The 20,036-nt window shown below is 45.9% G+C and carries 16 protein-coding genes and 2 pseudogenes; 11 read left to right on the top strand and 7 right to left on the bottom strand.

All coding sequences use genetic code 11. From position 1 onward, the window contains the following. Positions 1–180 precede the first annotated feature (180 nt). On the bottom strand, positions 181–900 hold the full coding sequence (locus A8140_RS15945) for a beta-ketoacyl-ACP reductase (protein WP_005532361.1): 720 nt from the start codon (positions 898–900) through the stop codon (positions 181–183). 438 nt (positions 901–1,338) lie between these two features. Here A8140_RS15945 and A8140_RS15940 point away from each other — a divergent pair, with 438 nt between their 5' ends. Beyond that, positions 1,339–2,823, top strand: a complete 1,485-nt coding sequence (locus tag A8140_RS15940) for a DUF1800 family protein (RefSeq protein WP_005532360.1) — start codon at positions 1,339–1,341, stop codon at positions 2,821–2,823. Between the two features lie 5 nt (positions 2,824–2,828). After that, entirely contained in the window at positions 2,829–4,175 is a 1,347-nt protein-coding gene (locus A8140_RS15935) for a DUF1501 domain-containing protein (RefSeq protein WP_005532359.1), read from the top strand. Positions 4,176–4,299: 124 nt separating this feature from the next. On the opposite strand, the gene A8140_RS15930 is transcribed toward A8140_RS15935, so the two are convergent. From A8140_RS15930 to A8140_RS15920, 3 genes are read right to left on the bottom strand one after another with little or no spacing between them, the layout of a single operon-like run. After that, complete coding sequence (locus tag A8140_RS15930) at positions 4,300–5,094, bottom strand: metal ABC transporter permease (protein WP_005532357.1); 795 nt, start codon at positions 5,092–5,094, stop codon at positions 4,300–4,302. A 3-nt stretch (positions 5,095–5,097) separates the two neighbouring features. Further along, positions 5,098–6,024, bottom strand: coding sequence for a metal ABC transporter solute-binding protein, Zn/Mn family (locus A8140_RS15925; protein ID WP_005532356.1), 927 nt, complete (start codon positions 6,022–6,024; stop codon positions 5,098–5,100). Continuing rightward, a complete protein-coding gene (locus A8140_RS15920) occupies positions 6,014–7,156 on the bottom strand; it encodes a hypothetical protein (protein ID WP_038863884.1) in 1,143 nt (380 codons plus the stop codon). Before A8140_RS15920 ends, A8140_RS15925 begins: the two co-directional genes overlap by 11 nt. A 311-nt stretch (positions 7,157–7,467) precedes the next feature. Here A8140_RS15920 and A8140_RS15915 point away from each other — a divergent pair. After that, a pseudogene (locus A8140_RS15915) lies at positions 7,468–8,120 on the top strand (cupin domain-containing protein). A 150-nt stretch (positions 8,121–8,270) separates the two neighbouring features. On the opposite strand, the gene A8140_RS15910 reads toward A8140_RS15915, so the two are convergent. Both A8140_RS15910 and A8140_RS15905 read right to left on the bottom strand, forming a co-directional pair. Next, on the bottom strand, positions 8,271–8,510 hold the full coding sequence (locus A8140_RS15910; RefSeq protein ID WP_005532354.1) for a YdcH family protein: 240 nt from the start codon (positions 8,508–8,510) through the stop codon (positions 8,271–8,273). A 234-nt stretch (positions 8,511–8,744) separates the two neighbouring features. Beyond that, positions 8,745–9,614 carry an AraC family transcriptional regulator gene (locus A8140_RS15905; RefSeq protein ID WP_005532353.1) on the bottom strand — a complete coding sequence of 290 codons (870 nt, stop codon included), beginning with the start codon at positions 9,612–9,614 and terminating at the stop codon, positions 8,745–8,747. A gap of 131 nt (positions 9,615–9,745) precedes the next feature. Between A8140_RS15905 and A8140_RS15900 the strand changes: the two genes are divergently transcribed. Further along, positions 9,746–10,894: an aminotransferase-like domain-containing protein gene (locus A8140_RS15900; protein WP_005532352.1), complete on the top strand. Its 1,149-nt coding sequence runs from the start codon at positions 9,746–9,748 to the stop codon at positions 10,892–10,894. Positions 10,895–11,330: 436 nt separating this feature from the next. Continuing rightward, the gene (locus A8140_RS15895; protein ID WP_005532350.1) at positions 11,331–12,359 is read left to right on the top strand and encodes a hypothetical protein; all 1,029 of its coding nucleotides are present in this window, start codon (positions 11,331–11,333) and stop codon (positions 12,357–12,359) included. A 117-nt stretch (positions 12,360–12,476) separates the two neighbouring features. Here A8140_RS15895 and A8140_RS15890 read toward each other — a convergent pair. Then, positions 12,477–12,593: pseudogene (locus tag A8140_RS15890) on the bottom strand (DUF4156 domain-containing protein); the annotation flags it as partial. Between the two features lie 255 nt (positions 12,594–12,848). Between A8140_RS15890 and A8140_RS15885 the strand changes: the two are divergent. The 6 genes from A8140_RS15885 to A8140_RS15860 all read left to right on the top strand — a co-directional run bounded on the left by A8140_RS15885 (position 12,849) and on the right by A8140_RS15860 (position 19,995). Beyond that, positions 12,849–13,559, top strand: coding sequence for a lipoate--protein ligase family protein (locus tag A8140_RS15885; RefSeq protein ID WP_005532348.1), 711 nt, complete (start codon positions 12,849–12,851; stop codon positions 13,557–13,559). 509 nt (positions 13,560–14,068) lie between these two features. Then, positions 14,069–14,503, top strand: coding sequence for a DUF4402 domain-containing protein (locus A8140_RS15880; RefSeq protein WP_005532346.1), 435 nt, complete (start codon positions 14,069–14,071; stop codon positions 14,501–14,503). A gap of 66 nt (positions 14,504–14,569) precedes the next feature. Further along, on the top strand, positions 14,570–15,004 hold the full coding sequence (locus A8140_RS15875; RefSeq protein ID WP_029388692.1) for a DUF4402 domain-containing protein: 435 nt from the start codon (positions 14,570–14,572) through the stop codon (positions 15,002–15,004). Then, complete coding sequence (locus tag A8140_RS15870) at positions 15,001–15,693, top strand: fimbrial biogenesis chaperone (protein WP_005532345.1); 693 nt, start codon at positions 15,001–15,003, stop codon at positions 15,691–15,693. Before A8140_RS15875 ends, A8140_RS15870 begins: the two co-directional genes overlap by 4 nt. 76 nt (positions 15,694–15,769) lie before the next feature. Further along, positions 15,770–18,166, top strand: coding sequence for a carboxypeptidase-like regulatory domain-containing protein (locus A8140_RS15865; RefSeq protein WP_231708897.1), 2,397 nt, complete (start codon positions 15,770–15,772; stop codon positions 18,164–18,166). 263 nt (positions 18,167–18,429) lie between these two features. After that, positions 18,430–19,995: a DEAD/DEAH box helicase gene (locus tag A8140_RS15860; RefSeq protein WP_005532343.1), complete on the top strand. Its 1,566-nt coding sequence runs from the start codon at positions 18,430–18,432 to the stop codon at positions 19,993–19,995. Positions 19,996–20,036: the final 41 nt, after the last annotated feature.

Here is a 20,036-nt window from a genome sequence, read left to right as displayed (position 1 = left end):
TGATCTTTGGCTACCAGATTAGTTATATGTGAGCAAATCACGGATGATTGAATACGCTAATTTGTTCGATAAAGCTGATAATGGGGCAACTGTTAGCCAGCAACTCAATTGACTCCCCCCAACAAAAACGCCCTTCACGTAAGTAAAGGGCATTTGTTATTTGAAGCTGAGTGTTGAAGGTTAAAGCACTAAACCACCGTCAATCTTGAGCACTTGGCCTGTTATGTAGGCGCTCTTGTCGGAGGTTAAGAAGGAGACGCCATTGGCGATGTCTTGCACTGAGCCCATTCGACCTAATGGGGTTTTACCCTCCATCATTTGAATCACTTTTTCTGGCAGGTTCTTGGTCATATCGGTGGCGATAAAACCTGGTGCAACGCAATTGACGCGGATCTGCGCACCCTTTCTTGATAGCTCTTTCGCCCAGCCTTTGCTCATCGAGATAACACCGCCTTTACTTGCGCCGTAATTACTCTGGCCGATGTTGCCATCCGTACCCACAATAGAAGAGATGCTGACAATGCTGCCTGCGCCCTGCTCTAGCATCACTGGCGCGACGCGTTGAGTGAGCAAGAACACCGCTTTTAGGTTTAAGTCGATAACGTTGTCCCAATCTTGCTCTAGCATGTCTGGCAACAAGGCATCACGCGTGATACCGGCGTTGTTAACCAGCGCATCGATTCTTCCATGCTGCTTTACGATGCTGTCTACCACTTCGCTGACCGCTGCTGCATCGCACAAATTGACTTGATAATTGCTTAGCTGCGCTGACTGGCTCCATTCCACAGGCGATATGTCTAGCCCGACGACGTGGAATCCATCTTCCAGTAATTGCTCACAAATCGCTTGGCCAATACCACGAGCCGCACCAGTAACAACTGCTACTTTTTCCGCTTTCATCTTGGTCTTCCTTAAATGTTGAGATTACAAATTCGCTTTTTCCCTAGCGTTTTTTATTTTTATGCCTAGCCGCGTTACAGCTGCGCTTCTCATACGCAGGGTCTTTTATATTTACTTCAAACTATAGGAACAGTCTGGGAGCCGGATGTGAACTAATCAAGACAACTTGATGATGGTTTGCAAAATAACGGGTTTCCGTCACCGTTCTGTCGATATGGCGGTGTAATAAGTGCGCTGTTTGTTGAATAACTCGCCTTTCATTTAGAGCTCATAAAACTAATTCTTAGATTATGCAGCAAAGTCCTAATAAACCTGTGGGTATTACATTCTTGTTATCAAAGTTCTCGATTACGGCTTAAAGATACAGCGTGCTTTTAAATATGGACGTAGCAAAGGACGCCTTACCTGAGAAAGATAACAAAACCTACGGGAGATAAAATGAATCAGGCTTACATAGATGCAGCAAGAACGCTGCAACAGTGCACGTTCGGGCCATCCCAACGTGACATTAATGATCTTGTTCAATCGGGAAGCATTGAAAACTGGGTCGCTCAACAAACACTTATTACACCGTCTTCTTGGCTGAAGCATTTTGAGCAAGATGAGCTCAACGTACCGGACTTAGGGCAAAGCTTATATTACGCCAGCAGCTGGACACGCATGACGGTCGAAGGCGATGATATCTTGCGTCAGCGTATTGCTTATACCCTGTCTCAACTCTTTGTAGTCAGCGTGAAAGATCCGGCATTTAAAGCGGCTTCTAAGCGTCGCTACATGTGTAATTACTTCGACGGGTTGCTCGACAATGCCTTCGGAAACTTCCGCGATGTGATTCGCTTTGTGTCGAAATCGCCAATCATGGGCGAATACCTGACTTTTGTGAATAACGTTTCTAACGAGCTCACTGCCCCAGATGAAAACTACGCACGTGAACTGTTGCAACTGTTCACGCTTGGCCCAGTTAAGCTGCGTAACAACGGTGAAGTGCGTTTGGATGCCGAAGGTAACGAAGTGGCGTCTTACACTCAAGAAGACATCGAGCATCTTGCGCGTGTGTTTACGGGTTGGAAGTTCATCGATATTCGCGGTAACGATAAGTACAGCCAGCCAATGGAACCGCGTGGCGAGCACGATATGGGCGAGAAACCCATTCTTGGTAAAACCTTCCCTGGCGGTGTCGGTGCAGAAGAAGAGCTGGAAGCGGTGATCGAGCATTTGATGAACCAAAACACGCTCTACACCTTTGTGACTAAGTTTTTCATCAACAAACTTGTGACCAGCAATCCAAGAGCGGGTTACATTCGCCGTGTGCGCCGTGCGTTCAAACGTTCTGATGGCGACATGCAAGCCTTAATCATCGCGATTCTGACGGATAAAGACGCGCTTCGCTCTGGCGGCACGGTAGGTAAATTGCGTGACCCGCTTTCTGTGTTTACCCATGCGATGCGCGCGCTACAAGTGAAGCGACGCGACGGCGTATTGATGTGGCCAAAACAGTTCAACAGGTATAACCGAACCTTGCCGCTGTCGGCACCTTCTGTGTTTTATCATTACCAACCTGATGATGCGCCAAACCACCCTGATTTTAATGGTCTCGTGGCACCAGAATTCAATGTGTACCAATGGCATGACATCTACCAATATGGAATTCAGTTCCGTGAGCTTGTCGCTCGTTTCGAGGAAGAGGCCAAAGAATGGTACATGGATGAAGTGCTGTTCACCCGATACCTTGCTTTTGATGACGAAGGCGTAGTGGATTACCTCAACGAACATTTGTTTGCTTATCAAATGAGTGAGCAAGCTCGTCAATGCTATCTCGATTACCTCGCCCAGTGCCCAAGTCGCCAAACTAAATGGCGCAAAGAGATTAAGAATCTCGTTATGAACGCACTGCTTTCACCAGAATTCATCACACAGGGGTAATCATCATGAACTTAACACGACGTCGTTTTTTACAAGCAGGTTCCGCTGGTGTTGGAGTTTCTGCACTTAACCTTGCTGCTTTTCCTGCCTTTGCAGACTCTTTCAATCAGTGCAAAAACGGCTATCGCGCCGTTGTGGGTATCGACCTTGCGGGCGGCAACGATGGCTACAATATGCTGATCCCAACGGCCGCACCGGCGAACAGCCAATATCGTGCACTGCGTGGCAGCTTAGCTTTGGATGAGACGAGCTGTATTCATTTAGATGCGGTCAATGATGACGCCAAACTGGCATTAAACCCTGCCATGGCAGCGCTCAAGACCTATTGGGATAATGCTAACCTTGTACCTGTTGTGAACCTAGGTCCACTGACACAGCGCGTAAATAATGTAATTTATGGTGAGAGTACTCGCCCAGCTCATTTGTTCAGCCACTCTCACCAATCCACTATGGTTCAGTCTCACGCGACTAAATCTCTGTCGAAAGAGGGCTTTGGTGCTAAGACTTCCACAGAACTCGGCACTATGCTGCGCAGTCTAAATAAGCTGTCACCAATGTTTGATATTGGCGGCACGCAAGTGTGGACCAACTGTATCGAGGCGCAATCTAACTCGGTCGGCTCTCAACCACCGAGCGATATTTTTAATGACCAACGTTCGCGAGATCTGTTTGATCAACTGCAAAACACGGGCAGTTACGGTAATGTTTTTCAGTCTCATTATGCTGGTGTCGCGGTGGATGCAACCAGAATGTATCAGGAGTTCAGCGCTATTTTGAATGCCGAGATTACTGAGGTGTTCCCAGAAACACGCATCGGTAATCAGCTAAAAGCGGTATTTAAACTGCTACTACATAAAGATCAGTTCCAGCATCCTGCGCAGTACTTTAGTTGTAAATTAGGCGGGTTCGATACGCACTCAGCTCAAATTAGCCGCCAAACGGGTTTGCTGCAAGAGTTGGCAGAAGCGATGGCCGCGTTCCAACTGGCTTTGGAAAACAATGGCTTGTTTGATCAGGTAACGACATTCACCCATTCAGAATTTGGCCGTACTTTGATTCCAAACGGTACGGATGGTACGGACCACGGCTGGGCAAGCCACGCATTGGTGATGGGCGGCGGTGTAGCAGGAAAAGTGATCGTGGGTGAATATCCAGACTTATCTGAGACAAGCCCTTACTTGCTCTCGCGTGGGCGTGTGATTCCGACCATCTCTTCCGATCAGCTTCATGCGAGTTTAATGGCATGGTTGGGGCTATCTGAAGCGGGAATTAATCATTTATTCCCTGCGCTGGATAACACTTTGACAGATTCAATCCAACCTCAGACTCTCCCTCTGTTCAAATCTTGCTAATATAGAAGGAGATATATAAGTAACTAAGCAATCTATTAATAGTCTAAATAATTACTAATAAGAAAAAGCAGTGCTAAACAAAAGGCTCCGTTCACGCGGAGCCTTTTTATCATTTGGAGAATAGTCACGCCGTCTCTTCATTAATGGAGGGCGATTTATGCAGCCAAGGCTGAACCAAGAGATTAAACAGCATACCCGCGATAAATAGGGTAATAACAATGCTCGCTCCGCTCGGTAAGTCGTACCGAGCTGACGCCGCAATGCCAGACAAAATCCCCACAAGGCCGATACTGATGCTCGCAATGAAAAATCTCGTTCCTTTTAACGCCGCGGCACACAAAGCCGGAATCACCAACAGAGCAAACTCTAAATAGATGCCCGTGAGCTTGACCGTTATTGGCATCAAGATAGCAAAGATTAAGTAAAAGCCACTGCCCTGCATAAACGCAGGTTTTAGCCAAACCAACAGCAACATCGCCGCGGTTATTAATGCCAAGGGCCACACATCATCCCATGTCGACCACAATAACTGCCCGTTAAGAATGCCTTGGATAAAGTCTGCACCATGCGGATCTTTACTTACGAGTAAGATCGCCAATGAGGCGGAGACCACAAACAAGCTGCCGATCATCGGCTCCAAATGCTGTTGGTAACGCTTCTCCATTAAGGCAATCAAACCACACAGCAATAACGACATCACCCAAGGGCCGACCATCTCGCCGAAGAAGGAACCCGAGAAGAGCGCGTATTGGTTCAGCCAATAATGACTGAGTGCAGCTCCCAATGCGGCAACTTGTGCCACCGCCAAATCAATGAAGATGATTTGGCGTTTTAGCACTTGTTGACCAAGCACCACGTTACCGACTAACGCGATCAAGCCACACAGCACCGCGGGCAATAACCATGCGTACTCTGTCATGGTTTAGCTCTTCACCGGATCGGGCTGCACCAGAACATCTAGCAATTCGTCGATGACTTGGTCGTACATTTCATCAAGGCTTTGCCCATTGGAAACCGTGAGCGGTAACTGGATCAAAGGCTTGTCTGTCTGCTGCTGTAACCAGTTCGCGGGGCGTTTATCTTGGTGCGATGAGAATACAATCGCATCAAAGCTATTGGCCTCTAACTTGGTTAATGATTGCAGATGAGAAGTGGTTGGCGAGATTCCCGGCTTCGGTTCAAGGTCAGCGATTTGCTCCATACCAAGCCAATCGTAAAGATAACGATAGGTAGCGTGATAACCGACAACTTGTTTGCCTTTTAACGGTGCCGCTTTCTCGTGCCACTCATTCAGCTTTTTGCGCCAATGAGCTCGGAACTTCATGCCGTTAAGTTGGTAAGTTGGCGCGTTATCTGGATCGATGATTTTCAAGCGATCAGTTATCGCCCGTGACAGGGGAATCATGTCATTCGCCGCAAACTGCACATGTGGGTTTCCGTGCGCATGTATGTCCCCCATACTGCGGTCGACATGATCATGAGTGTCTAACATACGCACGAAATCGGTCGCGTAAACCATGCTTGATGCGCCATTTTGCACAGCGCTATTACTACTGCGAACTTGCAGCATTGGTAGCCACCCGACTTCTAGCTCCGCACCGGAACACATTGCCATGTCCGCTTGGCGCATTTTGGCAATTAAAGAGGGACGCGCTTGCACGTAATGGGGATCTTGCTTAGCGGTCGTCGCAGAATAGATGGTGGCGTCTGGCGCATGGCTTTCAAGAAAGGCTTTCCATTCTGGCTCGCAGACGAAGATGTTCAGCGCCAAAGCAGGCGAAGAGATGATGGCAGCCCCCGCCGCCATCATCGCTACACTGCATTTACTGAGCGTAAGCTTAGAACGCATGTGCACCGTGCGCTCCAAATGTCATCACGTATTGCAGAGTGAATACGTTGTCTGTCTCGCTGTCTTGGTTGTCGATACGAGAGTATTGCGCTCGGATTGTACCGAAGTGAGAAGAATCCCACGCGATCATCGCATCCATTTCTTTGTCTTTTAGAGCAGTGAAGTGCATGTGGTCACCGTGTGCGTGGCCATCGTAGCTTTCTGCCTCACCGTAACGTAGACCTGCAGACCAGCTTGGGTTGAAACGGTAAACACCTGACACGTAGTAAGCGCTTAGGTTATCTGGTGATTCTGCATCGTCTTTGAACTTACTGTCTACCACACCGTCTAGCAGCATGTATTCAGCAGATAGTGTGAAGTTGCTGTATTTGTAGTTGCCGTCTGGGGCCCACTTCCAAACAAAGTCTGCGCCGTAAAGGTTAGCGCCAGTTACCGCTGCACCGTGACTATGGTCGTGTCCATGCTCGTTTGCATGACCGTGGTCGTGATCTTCAAACTCTGTCACTTTGCCGTTTTCGTTACGTAGGTAACTTAGGCCAAACTGCCAGCTTGAAGATTCAGAGAAATCGTCACCCAGTTTCAACGTTGTCGTGTAAACACCCACTTCAGAGCCATTTTCAACAGAAGACATCTTGCTGCCGCTTAGCGCTTCTACACCAAACTTCACGTAAAGATCTGTGGGTAGCACGATGCTTGCGCGTACACCATCATCGTAGTAATGCGAACCAAGGAAAGTACGATAAGCGATTGGACGCTCAACGAAACTGTCGGTATGCATATGCTGGTTGTTTAAGTAACCAAAATCAGAGAGGAATCGACCTGCACGCACATTTAAGCCGTGTGGAAGAGCTAGAGTCTCGATGAATGCTTCTTCAAGCATCAGTTCGGTTTCATCACCGTGGCTTTCTAGAACCGCCGTCAGTGAGCCGTGGAATTTATCATCGATGTTTGCAGACATGTTCACCTCAGTGTGACCAAGGCCGAAACCTTCTTCACGCTCTGAGTTGTTACGCTGGCCATCTTGATAGTAACCGTCTAGTACCACGCCGATCTGAGGATTCGACAGCGTATCGGCAAAAACTGGGGAAACAAACAAGCTACCAACCGCTAAAGAGACCAATTTCTTATTCACTACGTTTTTCCTTATTTTGTTATGTTATAACACCACTTAATATTTCGCAGATGTTATAGCATAACAAAACCTAAAAAAAGCGAGGTATGTAACAATTTGTAAATTTAGATTCTATTAAAATTATCAATAGCAATCATAAGGTTAATGAGATTTCGCCACACTTTAAGCTCTGTATGATCATCATTGTCCCGCTCTCTTTGGCTGCTCGATGTTGGTAAACAAGGGATACTCACTCGCTTGAAGGGGTGAAAGCTGGCATGGGTGGAACGGCATATACTTAATCAATACGGAGACAGGACTGGAAACACAAAATGCTCAATATGGACTTCTCACAACGTTTAGTGATTAAAACTCATCAACAAGAATGGATTGCTAGCCCAGCCGCTGGTGTTTGGCGTAAACCATTGGAAAGAGAGGCGAAAGAGTCCGGGCATACCACCAGCGTGGTCAAGTATGAGCCCAATTCACAGTTCGCAACACACGCTCACCCATATGGCGAAGAAATACTGGTGCTAGAAGGCGTATTTTCTGATGAAGATGGTGATTACCCAACGGGGACTTACCTTCGTAACCCCCCGGCAGTCACCATGCTCCGTTCAGCAAAGGAGGCTGCGTTATCTTAGTGAAACTCAATCAATTTGCTCCCAATGATCTAGAGAGCGTGCGCATCAACACGAACCAAGCAGAGTGGTTAGAAGGTATTGGCGGGCTAAAAGTGATGCCACTGCACAAGTTCGGGCACGAGCATGTCGCATTAATAAAGTGGCCGAAGGGCGAAAAGTTTCAGCCACACCGCCACTTTGGTGGTGAAGAGATCTTTGTGTTATCTGGAGAGTTCAAAGACGAGTTTGGCGAATACCCCACTTACACTTGGCTGCGTAGCCCTCATATGAGTGAGCATTTCCCTTTCGTAGACGAAGAAACGGTGATTTGGGTGAAGACTGGTCACTTACCTATAAGTTAACTAGGCCTTAAGTTAGCTAAACCGTGAATTAGCTGAGCCGTAAGTTAACTAAACCATAAATTAGTTAAGCCGTTCCTATCAAGTAATCGAGGCGAAACACAAGAACGGCTCGAATCACCGAGCCGCTATCCATGAAACATAACCGTTAAATTATGCGCTCATAATTTTTGAGGAGAGCCAGTCTTTTAGCTCCGCTCTGTTGTGTTTGAGTGTGTTCATTTCATGGTCGTCGATTGGGTTTCCTTGCAATTCGAGTTCGCGGATTTCTTTGTCGAGCTGGTTGTAGTTTTTTGCATTTTCAGCAAACGCGCTGTCGTTTGCCGTCAGTTGAGTGATGGTATCCAAATGTTCTGGGAATTCATGAGTTAATGAGTGATTTTCACCTAACATAGAGACCTCTTTGGCTGAGTACATTTTAGTTAAATAAGCTGCTTAATTCCTAAGCAACGCTTAAAGCCACCATAGCATTTCAGCCAAAGGGAAATTGTCGATTTGAGCACATTTTGACCGACATTTTATAACTTCATCCGTTTGTCATCTATTTACAAACGTATCTATAAAACAAGCAGATCGTGGGCTTTTCTCATCCGTTAAAAGCCTACTTTATGGCTTCGCTATTTTTCGCTAAAAGAAGCTGATCGGTAAATAGAAATCTAACTCGAACGCCTCTTCATGATTGAGGAAATGGTTTTTATGGTAGTGCACGTAGGCTGGTGTCGAACGTTGTTTGAAGCCCGAATTGGGCAGCCATTTCTCTAATACCATACTGATCTGCGGCAGCAATTCACCATACACCCCAGTAAGTCGAAATACCGCATGTAAGCCACCCGGAATGCTCATTTGATTCACAACGCCACGATACTTAAGCGGCTTATCAATTGCCATACAAGCAACGTAGCGGCATTTATCTAACTCAACCCAAGCAGGATTAGAATGATGCAAACCGTATTGGGTGGAAAAGTCACGATGCTCTGAGTTCGCCCAAGCTTTTAGCACCAACCAAGCATTGCGAATAGAACGGTTGTAGCCTTCATGACGAACGTAAGCAGCAAAGCGTTGTGGCACTTCAACTATCTTTGGCTCCGGTAAGGTACGCTTCGCGACTCGATGGTAACCCGCCGCCACTTCTGGGTCTTTGAGGTATGGCTTCTCAGCGACTTGCAAATCGTGCTTACGCCAAGCGCCGGGAGACATATCAAACGTGGCTTTAAACGCACGGCTGAACGAAGACACCGAGCTGAAACCACACTTATTGGCAATCTCCAATACCGATGATTTGGTATCAAACATCAACTGGTTTGCAGCGTATTCCATTCGGGTGCGACGAACGTATTGGTGAATTGACTCCCCAACAACGTCTTTAAAAATACGGTGGAAGTGCTGCTCAGAATACGCTGCTACATCAGCCAGATCTTTGGCGGATAATTCTCTACCGATGTCTTGATGAATATAGAACAACACATCATTGATTCTGGAAACCTGTTGCTGGCTCATAAGTGGGCGTTTTACTTAAATAGCATAAATGGACATGTTTAACAGCATAAATGGACACACCAAGTTTAGCAATTCCCATATAATATCTTTCAACTAAAACCAAAATTAAAAAAATACGAGAAGCACAACGCATGGAAATCGCACAGTCACTACAACAAGTAAAGTCATCGTACATTCGAGAGATCCTTGCTGCCGCTAGCGATAAAAACGTCATCTCGCTTGCTGGCGGTTTGCCCGATGAAAAGACCTTCCCTATCGACTTAATGAAGCCGACTTTAGAAAACTTGGCAAACATGCCTGAAGTTTTTCAATACGGCTCAACGGCAGGCTACGCACCACTGTTAGAGTTCCTAAACGGCTACTTCAAACTGCCTGAGACACACGCCGCAATGATCACCACAGGCTCTCAGCAAGGCCTAGATCTGATTGCACGTGCTTATGTAAACCCAGGTGATAAAGTCGTGATGGAGGCACCAAGCTACCTTGGTGCAATGCAGGTGTTTGGTTTGGTTCAGGCAGACATCGTGACTGTCTCTCAAACAGAATTTGGTCCAAACCTTGAAGAGCTAGAGCAATGCTTTGCAGAACAAAAACCGAAGATGTTCTACGCTGTACCCGATTTCCATAACCCAACAGGGGTTTGCTGGGCGCTAGAAACGCGTCAAAAAGTCGCAGAGCTTTGTATTCAATACAACGTCGCTTTTATTGAAGACGCGCCTTACCGTGAGTTGCGTTTCTCTGGTGAAGCACTGCCGCTTGTCTCCGATTTCTGTCCTCAGCATTCTATCGTGCTACGTTCATTCTCTAAGATCGCTTCTCCGGGTCTTCGCATTGGTGTGGTGACGGGTAAAAGCAGCTATCTAGAACCGCTGATTAAAATCAAACAGGGTGCGGATCTGCATTCTAGCGTACCAATGCAAGCACTGTTGCACGGTCTGCTTCAACACGATAACTTTGAAACCCACATCAGCACCATTTGTGAGCTCTACATGTCGCGTTACGATGTCATGTACGCCGAGCTAGAAAAACAGCTTCCTAGCAATTGTGTATTGAAACCTGTTGATGGTGGCATGTTCGTATGGGTGGAAATTCCAGAATGCGATACCTTTGAACTAGCAAAATCATTGCTTGCGAACGGTGTGGCTGTTGTACCTAGCCCAGTGTTCTATCCAGAAGGATCAGAAGTAAAAGCAGCGCTGCGCCTCAACTTCACCAACGCAACGCCTGAAGAGCTCAAAGTTGCCGTGACTCGTTTAGCCGACGTACTGAACGCGCTGTAATATAAATTACACCTTAGAATCCAAATACCTGCCTTTGAGATGCGAATTAAGTCTCGAAGGCAGCGTTTCAAAAAGTTCCCAAAAAAATTTATTTTTTTCTCTCAAAATCAACTCTCTACGTTAAGTGTCTGTTTTCGCTTGATCCTCTAACGATCGCAAAAAAGAGACCTTGATCACAAATTTGAAGCCTTGAAAAGTTACGTCTATCTTTCAGAAAAAAGGCATCGACCTTGTCGCATCATCTGCGAATTCAAACACTTTTGATCATGAGGGCTTATCACTATCAAAAGTTGCGCTGAAACCATCAGCAAAGCAGTCTGTGAAGATGAACGCCGCAAGGACGCAACTACAACCATTCTGAATGTCGCTACACCAATCCGTGATTGGACTTATACACGTCGGCTTAGCGCATCATATTACAGAGGGGTTTATCAGGATGAACATTCGACCATCGAAAGGACTTGTTGTCACAGGCTTGTCCACCATACTTTCACTCGCAGCCATGCAAGTAGCACACGCGAGCAATTCACCAAACTGTAGCGACGTACTAGCAGGTAACAAAACCGCCGTGTCTCAAAAAATGACCGTGCTGTTGGGTGAAGACATCACGCAATCCAACCTAGTCACGACCGTTGTTCCAGCAAAGAACAACCCATTCGTCACAGAAGCGCTGGTCTCTGTTTCTAACGATGTTTCTCCAAACGGCTTGCTGCCGAAGAAGTCACTAGAAGAAATCCAGCAAGTGCGCGAAAACATCGAGAAAGCCGGCGTAGAGGTAAGCAAGTTACAAAAAACGTTTGAAGTCGCGTTTGTAAGCCTTATCGACGGACATTGTCAGTTCTCGACCAACAAGCTAACAACCAACGCCAAGATTGATTTTGACCACTTAGAAGGTCTGTCTGCCTACTCTATTCCTGCTCTATTGGCCATGGTTGATAAGTCGTACACAATCGCAGAAGCACGGATTGAAGCCGAAAAAGCGCATGCGGCAGAAATAGAACGTGAGAAAGAAAGACAGCGAGAGATGGCAGCCGCAGCGGCGGCCGCACGCTATCAAGATGCTAACGTACTGGTAAGAGTCGAGAAGTTTGATGGCTCCAACATCACCTTCTCTGTGACTAACCTAGCTACTGACGGTGAATTACAGCCGAACTTCAATACTTTTAGAGCGTATCAGACCGATAAAGGTGAGTTGATTTATAAATCGGAGTCGCTACTCAGCCTCGTCGATAGCGAAGGGAACGGACTGACGACCATCGGTATTGCCGAGCTTGGCCCAGATAGCGGCACAGAGATGAGTATCTCTCCGGGTGAAACACGTAAGTTCATTACGAGTATTAAATCTGAAGTGGCGCCAGAGATGAAATTGAGCTTAGAGTTCCCTGCAAAAGTGCTTAACACCGATGAAGCCTTCACCCTATCCTTTACGGATTCTGTTGCGATGGCGACCGCAGGGCTAAATTAGACAGTAGCTACATTAAGCCGTAATTGCACTAGGCGATAACTGCGTCAGATAGAGATAACATTAAATATCAAAACAAAAAAGCAGACTATCACGTCTGCTTTTCTTTTAGTTTTTACACTAGTATGCGTTAGCGAACATAGTCACTGAGCTAGAGAATCCTAGCGGTTGATACAAGTAAAGCGTATCCGCGCCTAACTCTGCTGCTTTGATACGCATTGGGTTGAGTTTCCCCCACCATGTTTTTTCATAGCAATATTCTCTTTTTCAGATGTAGTAGTAACGGTACGAGAAAAAGATTACACAACAATCATTGCATACGCACAGTTGCAATAAATATAATCCATCTCAATCATCGAAGGAATAACAGAAACCTATATTAAACTCATGTTTTAAAACACAATTATTAAATACACAAAAATGAGAGCGCCATTGGATTTTGTGAGCAAATTGGAGTAAAACTGAAGAGTAGATGAAAAAGAGGGACTGAATTTGGCTTCCAAAAATAAACTGATCCGTTATCAATCCATTGAAGTCGAGGATGTCTTCAGCAAGGAAGATGAGTTGATCAAACTCGTGCAAACGGATCAACTCTCTCAGGTGCTATTGTTATGGCAGGTGAAAAGCCCAACACTGGTTCTTCCGGCAGGAAAGAAGTGGCCTATTTCGGATGAACTTGAACAAGGCCTCAAAGACACAAACTGGAAGCTCTTCTCAAGAAAAACAGGGGGCGCACCAGTCCCGCAAGTTCCGGGGATCATTAATCTCTCACATATTTACCATTGGCCAGAAGATCAGCCATACGACATTAAGAAAGCATACCTTGATTTGTGTTCCGTGCTCACCGTCTTCTTCAAACAGCTCGGTGTAAATGTCGACGTACACGCAACGCCAAATTCCTACTGTGATGGCGACTACAACCTAAACATCGATGGACAAAAAGTGGTGGGGACTGCACAGCGCGTATTACTAAAGAAAGGCGGCGGACAAGTTGTGCTTTCTCAAGCCTGTATCCTTATTGAAACCGATGTCGAGAAAATCGTTGAACCGGTAAAACTGTGTAATCAATTGTGTGACCATTCCGATCATATTCGCGGCGATGTCCACACTCCCCTATTTAACCACATTGAACAAAGACCGAGCGTGGATGCCTTGTTCCAACTCATCACACAAGCTTTCTTAGACCATGCTAAGCAAGGCTGAACTTTGTTCAACAGACCCTTTACCTTTTGGGAATCGCCTCTGCAATGGTACTGACACCTTTTCAATATAGCGTTTAGAACAGTGAACTTAGATATTTCGACTACAGTATTGCTATCGGCGTATTAGTACAAAATGTAATGTTATAACATAAAAAACTCTTTCATTTTTAATTCTAGCTGAAGGAAAACAAAATAAACATCTATTAATTAAAAGATTGAATATTAAAATCCGAAATAAAGGACCCTTATGCAACCAAGTGATTAAATGTTTATAAGTTTTCTTCATAAGAAATAATCAAAATCCAATATAGGTTAGGTTAATTAGCAACCACTAATAACTTCTGTGACCACTGTTCAACTTATTAATATATCTATAACTTAATGGTGGGAAAATTTTTACAAATGATTCTTTATATGTATCTTATTTAAATGGTGAATATTCCACCCCCCATGTTATTTGCCATAAACATAAGATATTTTTACTCACACTAAAACATAACAGGTAAATAAATGAATACATTTGTTAAAATTACTGCGCTATCTGCTCTCACCTTTTCATCAATGAACGCTTTTGCCGTGAGCGATACTTTTGACGCGACTCTAGAAGTAAAACAAGCGATCACTATGACCAGAACGTCGAATCTTGACTTCGGTATTATCACTTCAGACCGTACGACAGATATTGTGATTGCTCAAGGCGACGCTGGCGCTGCGACCTTCACTATCGACGGCGGTGCTGGTGAAGTCGTTGATGTTGCTATCGCTGGTACTAACCTTGTAAATGGTGCAAACAACGTTGCAGCGACCTTTGATTTCTCTCCTACACTGACGCTAACAGGCGGTACAGCAGAGCTTAAAATTGGCGGTACAGCAGAAGTATCAACAGCGACACTTGTTGCTGGTACGTACTCTGCAAGCGTTCCAGTTGATGTTACTTACCAGTAATCAATAGTATCGTTTAATGAAATGGCGGCAATAACATATTGTCGCCATTATTAGTATAAGAATTTTATGCCATTAAAAGTCGCTTTTTATTTATGGTTATTTTTATTTACCCACCAAAGTTGCTTGGCATTGACGATCGTACCAGAAAATATGGGTATCTCTTTTCCAGGAACATATTTATCTGGACGAGGACAAAATGCGGTTTCTAGCCCTGCCCACAATCAACTGTATGTTGTCCGTTTTTATGTTGAAGGTGAACCAGGGAAAAAAATTACCGTCACCGTACCTAATAACCAATATCTTAATCATGACAAGACATCTCGAAAAATTAAGATACGTCGAATTTTTTATGGGTGTGGTTTATCTAAACGCGGGCGCACAAAAATAAACAGCAATGGAAGAAGCAAATTGTTATGTATCGGCGCAAAGATTCGGATAGGCGCCAAAATTCCAGCTGGCAACTACTCTGGCACCATTCCTTTTGAGGTTAATTATCGATGAAGCACCTAATTCTACTGCTGACAACAGTGATCATCTCGCTACCTATTCATGCGCAACTGTTGATTGCTCCGACCCGCTTGGTGCTGAATGCAGATCAGTCAGTGACCGAGAAGATTATCGTTGAAAACAGCTCGGACAAGCCCATTCGACTTGAAATCAAACCGGTTTATCGCCCTATCACTTTGAGAGGCGTCACCCGCACCGATAAAAACATCGCGCAAACAGAAGATATTGCGGAGTGGATTAAAGTCTCTCCACCTGTCATTCGTGAATTAAAGCCAAACCAACGACGCACCATTCGCTTGAGATTTAGCGCCTTACCAGCAGATAAAGACAATGGTGAATATAGAGCGTATTTGTGGTTCTCTCCGATCACGTTGGCCCAAGGCCAAACCACAGACTCCCAAAGCACGGGCCCCTCTTTTAATCTCGACTTCAGAGTGAACAGCTATATCCCTGTATATGCACAACGTGGCGAGATAAAACAAGACGTGTCCTTCCAGTGCGAAAGCGGCGAGTTACGCATTCAAAATAAAGGCAAATATCAATTTAACGCGATGCTAAACACTGAAAACCTTCAAGAAAAGTTGGTACTACTTAGACAATCAGAGCTTGTGAGATCGCTACCGGCTAAGACTAAAGTTCTGATCACACAAGACGAACAATCACTACACGAATGTACCTTGTAATCTACCTTACATCGATTCACGCACCGAGCCCAATCTAACCAGAATGAGACTACGTTACATTGGGCTGTGTTTGTCGATGCTCTTCGCCCTCTCTTTTCCATTATTCGCCAACGAACCATCGCAGTTATCCTTGTATCCTGCGCACATTGAAGTTCGGTTAGGCAATGTAGGAGACAGTTTTTATCGTGTCATGATGGACGATGAGGAGGAACCCTACCTGCCTATCGAGAGCAGTATTGCTTACTTATTAGAAATGCATGGAGATTGTGTTCAACAGCGATGTGAAATTCACTTGCCACAGGACATGGCACGAGAGACTCCGGCCTTCATTATCGACCTAGCCCACAGTGTGTGTTACCGGTCTAACTCGCCACAACAGCCCATTCAGGTCCTCAATTATGAACAGGAATGGCTCATCCACTGGCGTAGCCTGAACGATTGCTTACCCGTTAAAGCTCGATGGTACATCGAAGACTATCAACTCATCATCGACAAGGGCTATAAGTCTCCCTCAGAGCTGGAAGAGGAAATTCAAAAGTTAAAACGCGACTCTCGCGAAAAAGCCAAACAACTTGAAAAGCTAGCAAGACAACCTGTGGTCAGGCCGCTATCAACGTTGGGGTTCTCCACACGCCTTTCCGCAACCGCGTCATATGAGAGCGATAACAAAGAAGGAGGATACCTTCTCTCTGACTCGCTGATGAGCACTGAGAACTGGATAGGTCAGCTGTCTATTGACTCACGGGAAGATCAACCTGTGGCTTACTACAACTTCACGCTCGCCCCACCAAACAATAGTAATCAAGTTGAACTCGGGCATGTGTTACTAGATGGCGGCCTCTACTCCAACCCTGTGATTCTAGAAAATGGGGTTCACTACACCAATCATGAAACAACACCTAAATTTGGCGATCTGCAACTTGAACGAACAACGCAGCCAAACATCAACATCGATGTGTTGGTCAACGGGATTTATCAAAGCTCCTATCGCTCTGATGATTTTGGGCGCTTTGTCATCGAAGAAAACAATATCGCGCCAGGTGACACACTCACGTTTCGCTATTACTTGGCGAAAGGCGTTTGGCAGCAAGAGGAAGTCGTTATCGCAGGCTTGGATGGCGGTTTCCTTCCGAAAGGAAAGTGGGGAGTAGATGCCATCGTCGACTTTGAAGGCGCCAAAGTTGGAGCGGGTATCATCGAGTATGGCATAGATGACTATCTAACCTTTGGAACCACCGCGTTGATCGCGGATCACGACACGCTGCTGGCTTTCCAAACACGATATCTTCCGAGCCACTGGTTGGCAATGCAAGTGGGTTGGATTCCTGAATTACAGCGCTTCCCTATTGAGCTAGATATGCAGTTTGGCCGCGCCCAATCGTTAAGCTTGGAGCTCAACAAGTCTGCGAATTTCACACGGAATTCCGACTTGTACGACGCCTTAAAATACAGCTATTCAGGCGCTTACTATAATGCCTATCTGGATCTAAGGCATGAAGACGGTGGCTATAAAATCTCGCCTCAAGTCAGTATGAAAGTCGCTCGTAATCTTTTTCTCCGCTATGAATCTAATTACACCCACGATAAGAAAGAGAATGTCGACGAATTCTTACACACTATCGAACTCGCCAAAAATGGCTTTTCAGATACCTCATGGCGTGTGAAAGGGGCATGGGATAAATCCGGCTCTCTCGATCAGACTGAAGCTTCATTACGAAATATTTGTACCGATTGCTGGCTCAACCACGGGCAGTACTTCGAGGAAGTTATGTCGAACCTGTCTGCCAGCTATAACAATACTGATCTCGAATTGTCCGCAACGGTCGAAGCTCGGGTGAACTCAAACTTCAAAATCAAACTGTTTGGCAATCATGAACATTACGGTGTCGAGCTTACGACGGAAGCCGCGGTTCGCAGCCATTTCGATGAAAACATTGCCGAGCTATTAGATTGGAGCAAATACAGTTTCGCAAAACTCGTTGGTACCGTCGTCGATCAACAAGGCAACGCAATCCCGAATGTGAGTTTGCGCGTGCTCGATCAGTTCGCCATGAGCGATGAAAACGGCGAGTTTGTTTTTCACCAAGTTCCTGCCCACGATAATCTCTCCATCTATGTTGATGAAAGTGCACTCGACCTTAACTTAACCACGCAGCACAACCCCATTCTCGTAAATACGCGCCAAGCAGGGATCACACAGATATCCGTGGTTTTGATCGCCTCTTTTGGCGTTGATGGCGTGATAGAAGGCCAACTCGAAAGCAACAGCTACCTGCACTTTAAACACATAGCCAATGATATGGAGTTCTCAAGCAAGATTGAGGAGGATGGCTTTTATATGGTGGAGGGGCTAACGTCTGGGCTCTATCTCATTACTTTAGAAAACGGCCAACAAAAAAGAATGATGCAAGCGCATCTCGACAATGAGTTTTGGATAAGCGGACTTAACTACCAAGTTTCCGACTTCTATTGAAGGTCTAATAAATACGGATAATGCTGATATAAAAGACAAATATACAGAGCACATCACCAAAGCTCCCTCCTCTTTTTGAATGAAAAAGCGGCGTGCCGAGCCCTGCCTCCGTTGAGCAATTTGAAAATGAGATCTAGCTCAAATATTTATCCATGACGGAAATAGTTGAAGCCAACGCCTAAAAGCCTCAGAATGTCGCACTTTTCGCGTCGAACATAAAATCGACGACTTTTTATCCAACTCGACAATTGAGAATCATACATATGGGTTTTACCTCGTTAGGTCTATCTGCTCCAATCCTTAAAGCTATTCAGGAAAAAGGCTACGACACCCCTTCGCCAATTCAGGCACAAGCAATTCCTGCGGTATTGGAAGGGAAAGACGTAATGGCAGCAGCACAGACTGGTACAGGTAAAACGGCAGGCTTTACGCTTCCGATTCTTGAACGTCTGTCGAACGGACCACGTGTACGCAGCAACCACATCCGCGCATTGGTGCTAACCCCAACACGTGAGCTTGCTGCGCAGGTACAAGAAAATGTATTCATGTACAGCCGCCACCTACCTCTAACAAGCGCAGTGGTATTTGGTGGTGTGAAGATCAACCCACAAATGCTTCGCCTACGTAAAGGTGCGGACGTATTGGTTGCAACACCAGGTCGTCTAATGGACCTATACAACCAAAACGCAGTGAAGTTCGACCAACTAGAAATGCTAGTACTGGACGAAGCAGACCGCATGCTAGATATGGGCTTCATCCGTGACATTCGTAAGATTCTAGAGTTGCTTCCAAAACAGCGCCAGAACCTATTGTTCTCAGCAACGTTCTCAAACGAGATCCGCGACCTTGCAAAAGGTTTGGTTAACAACCCGGTTGAGATTTCAGTAAACCCTGCAAACTCAACAGCACGCACTGTAGAACAATGCATCTACCCAGCAGACGTGAAGAAGAAAGCGCCAATGCTGGTCAAACTGATCAAAGACGGTGACTGGAAACAAGTATTGGTGTTTACCAAAACCAAGCATGGCGCGAACCGCTTAGCCAAGTTCCTAATCGACCAAAAGATCACGGCAGCGGCGATTCACGGTAACAAGAGCCAAGGCGCACGTACTAAAGCACTGGCTGACTTTAAATCTGGCGAAGTTCGTGTATTAGTTGCAACAGACATTGCTGCACGCGGTATCGATATTCCTCAGCTTCCTCAAGTGGTTAACTTTGAGCTGCCAAAAGTGGCAGAAGACTACGTTCACCGTATCGGTCGTACTGGTCGTGCTGGTGAAGTGGGTAAAGCGATTTCTCTAGTGTGCGCACTTGAAGCATCAGAGCTGTTTGCGATTGAACGTTTGATTCAACAGCTGCTTCCTCGTAAAGAACTGGAAGGCTACGCACCAACGAACGTATTGCCAGAGTCGAAGCTTGATACTCGCCCTATCAAGCCAAAGAAACCGAAAAAGCCTAAGAAGCCAAAAGCAGAAGGTGAAAACGGTCAAACAGCTGAAAAGAAAAACAGCGACGGTAACAACAAACCAAAGCGTCGTTTCAACAGTGACAACAAAAATGGCAAGGGCGAAAACAAATCAGGCAAAGGCGGCGCTGGTAAGCCAAAAGGCAACCGTGACGGCCAAGCTCGCTCAAACGGCAAGCCAAGCGGTAACAAGCCGAATAGCAACCAGTCTGGAGCGAACAAACCGGGCGCAAATAAAAACGGTAACGGTGGCAAACCATCAGGTAATCGCAAGCCTAACAGCGGCAAACCAGCAGGCGCAAAGCCTTCAAACGGTAAGCCATCAGGACAACGTCGCAAGCCACGTCCGCAAGCTGCTAAGTAATTAGATACCGAATTAAAACGACAAAGCCGCTGATAATCTCA

The sequence above is a fragment of the Vibrio campbellii CAIM 519 = NBRC 15631 = ATCC 25920 genome (assembly GCF_002163755.1).
Lineage (GTDB): Bacteria > Pseudomonadota > Gammaproteobacteria > Enterobacterales > Vibrionaceae > Vibrio > Vibrio campbellii.
The sequence above is the reverse complement of the archived record's forward strand: the minus strand, read 5'-3'. Positions and strand labels throughout refer to the sequence as shown.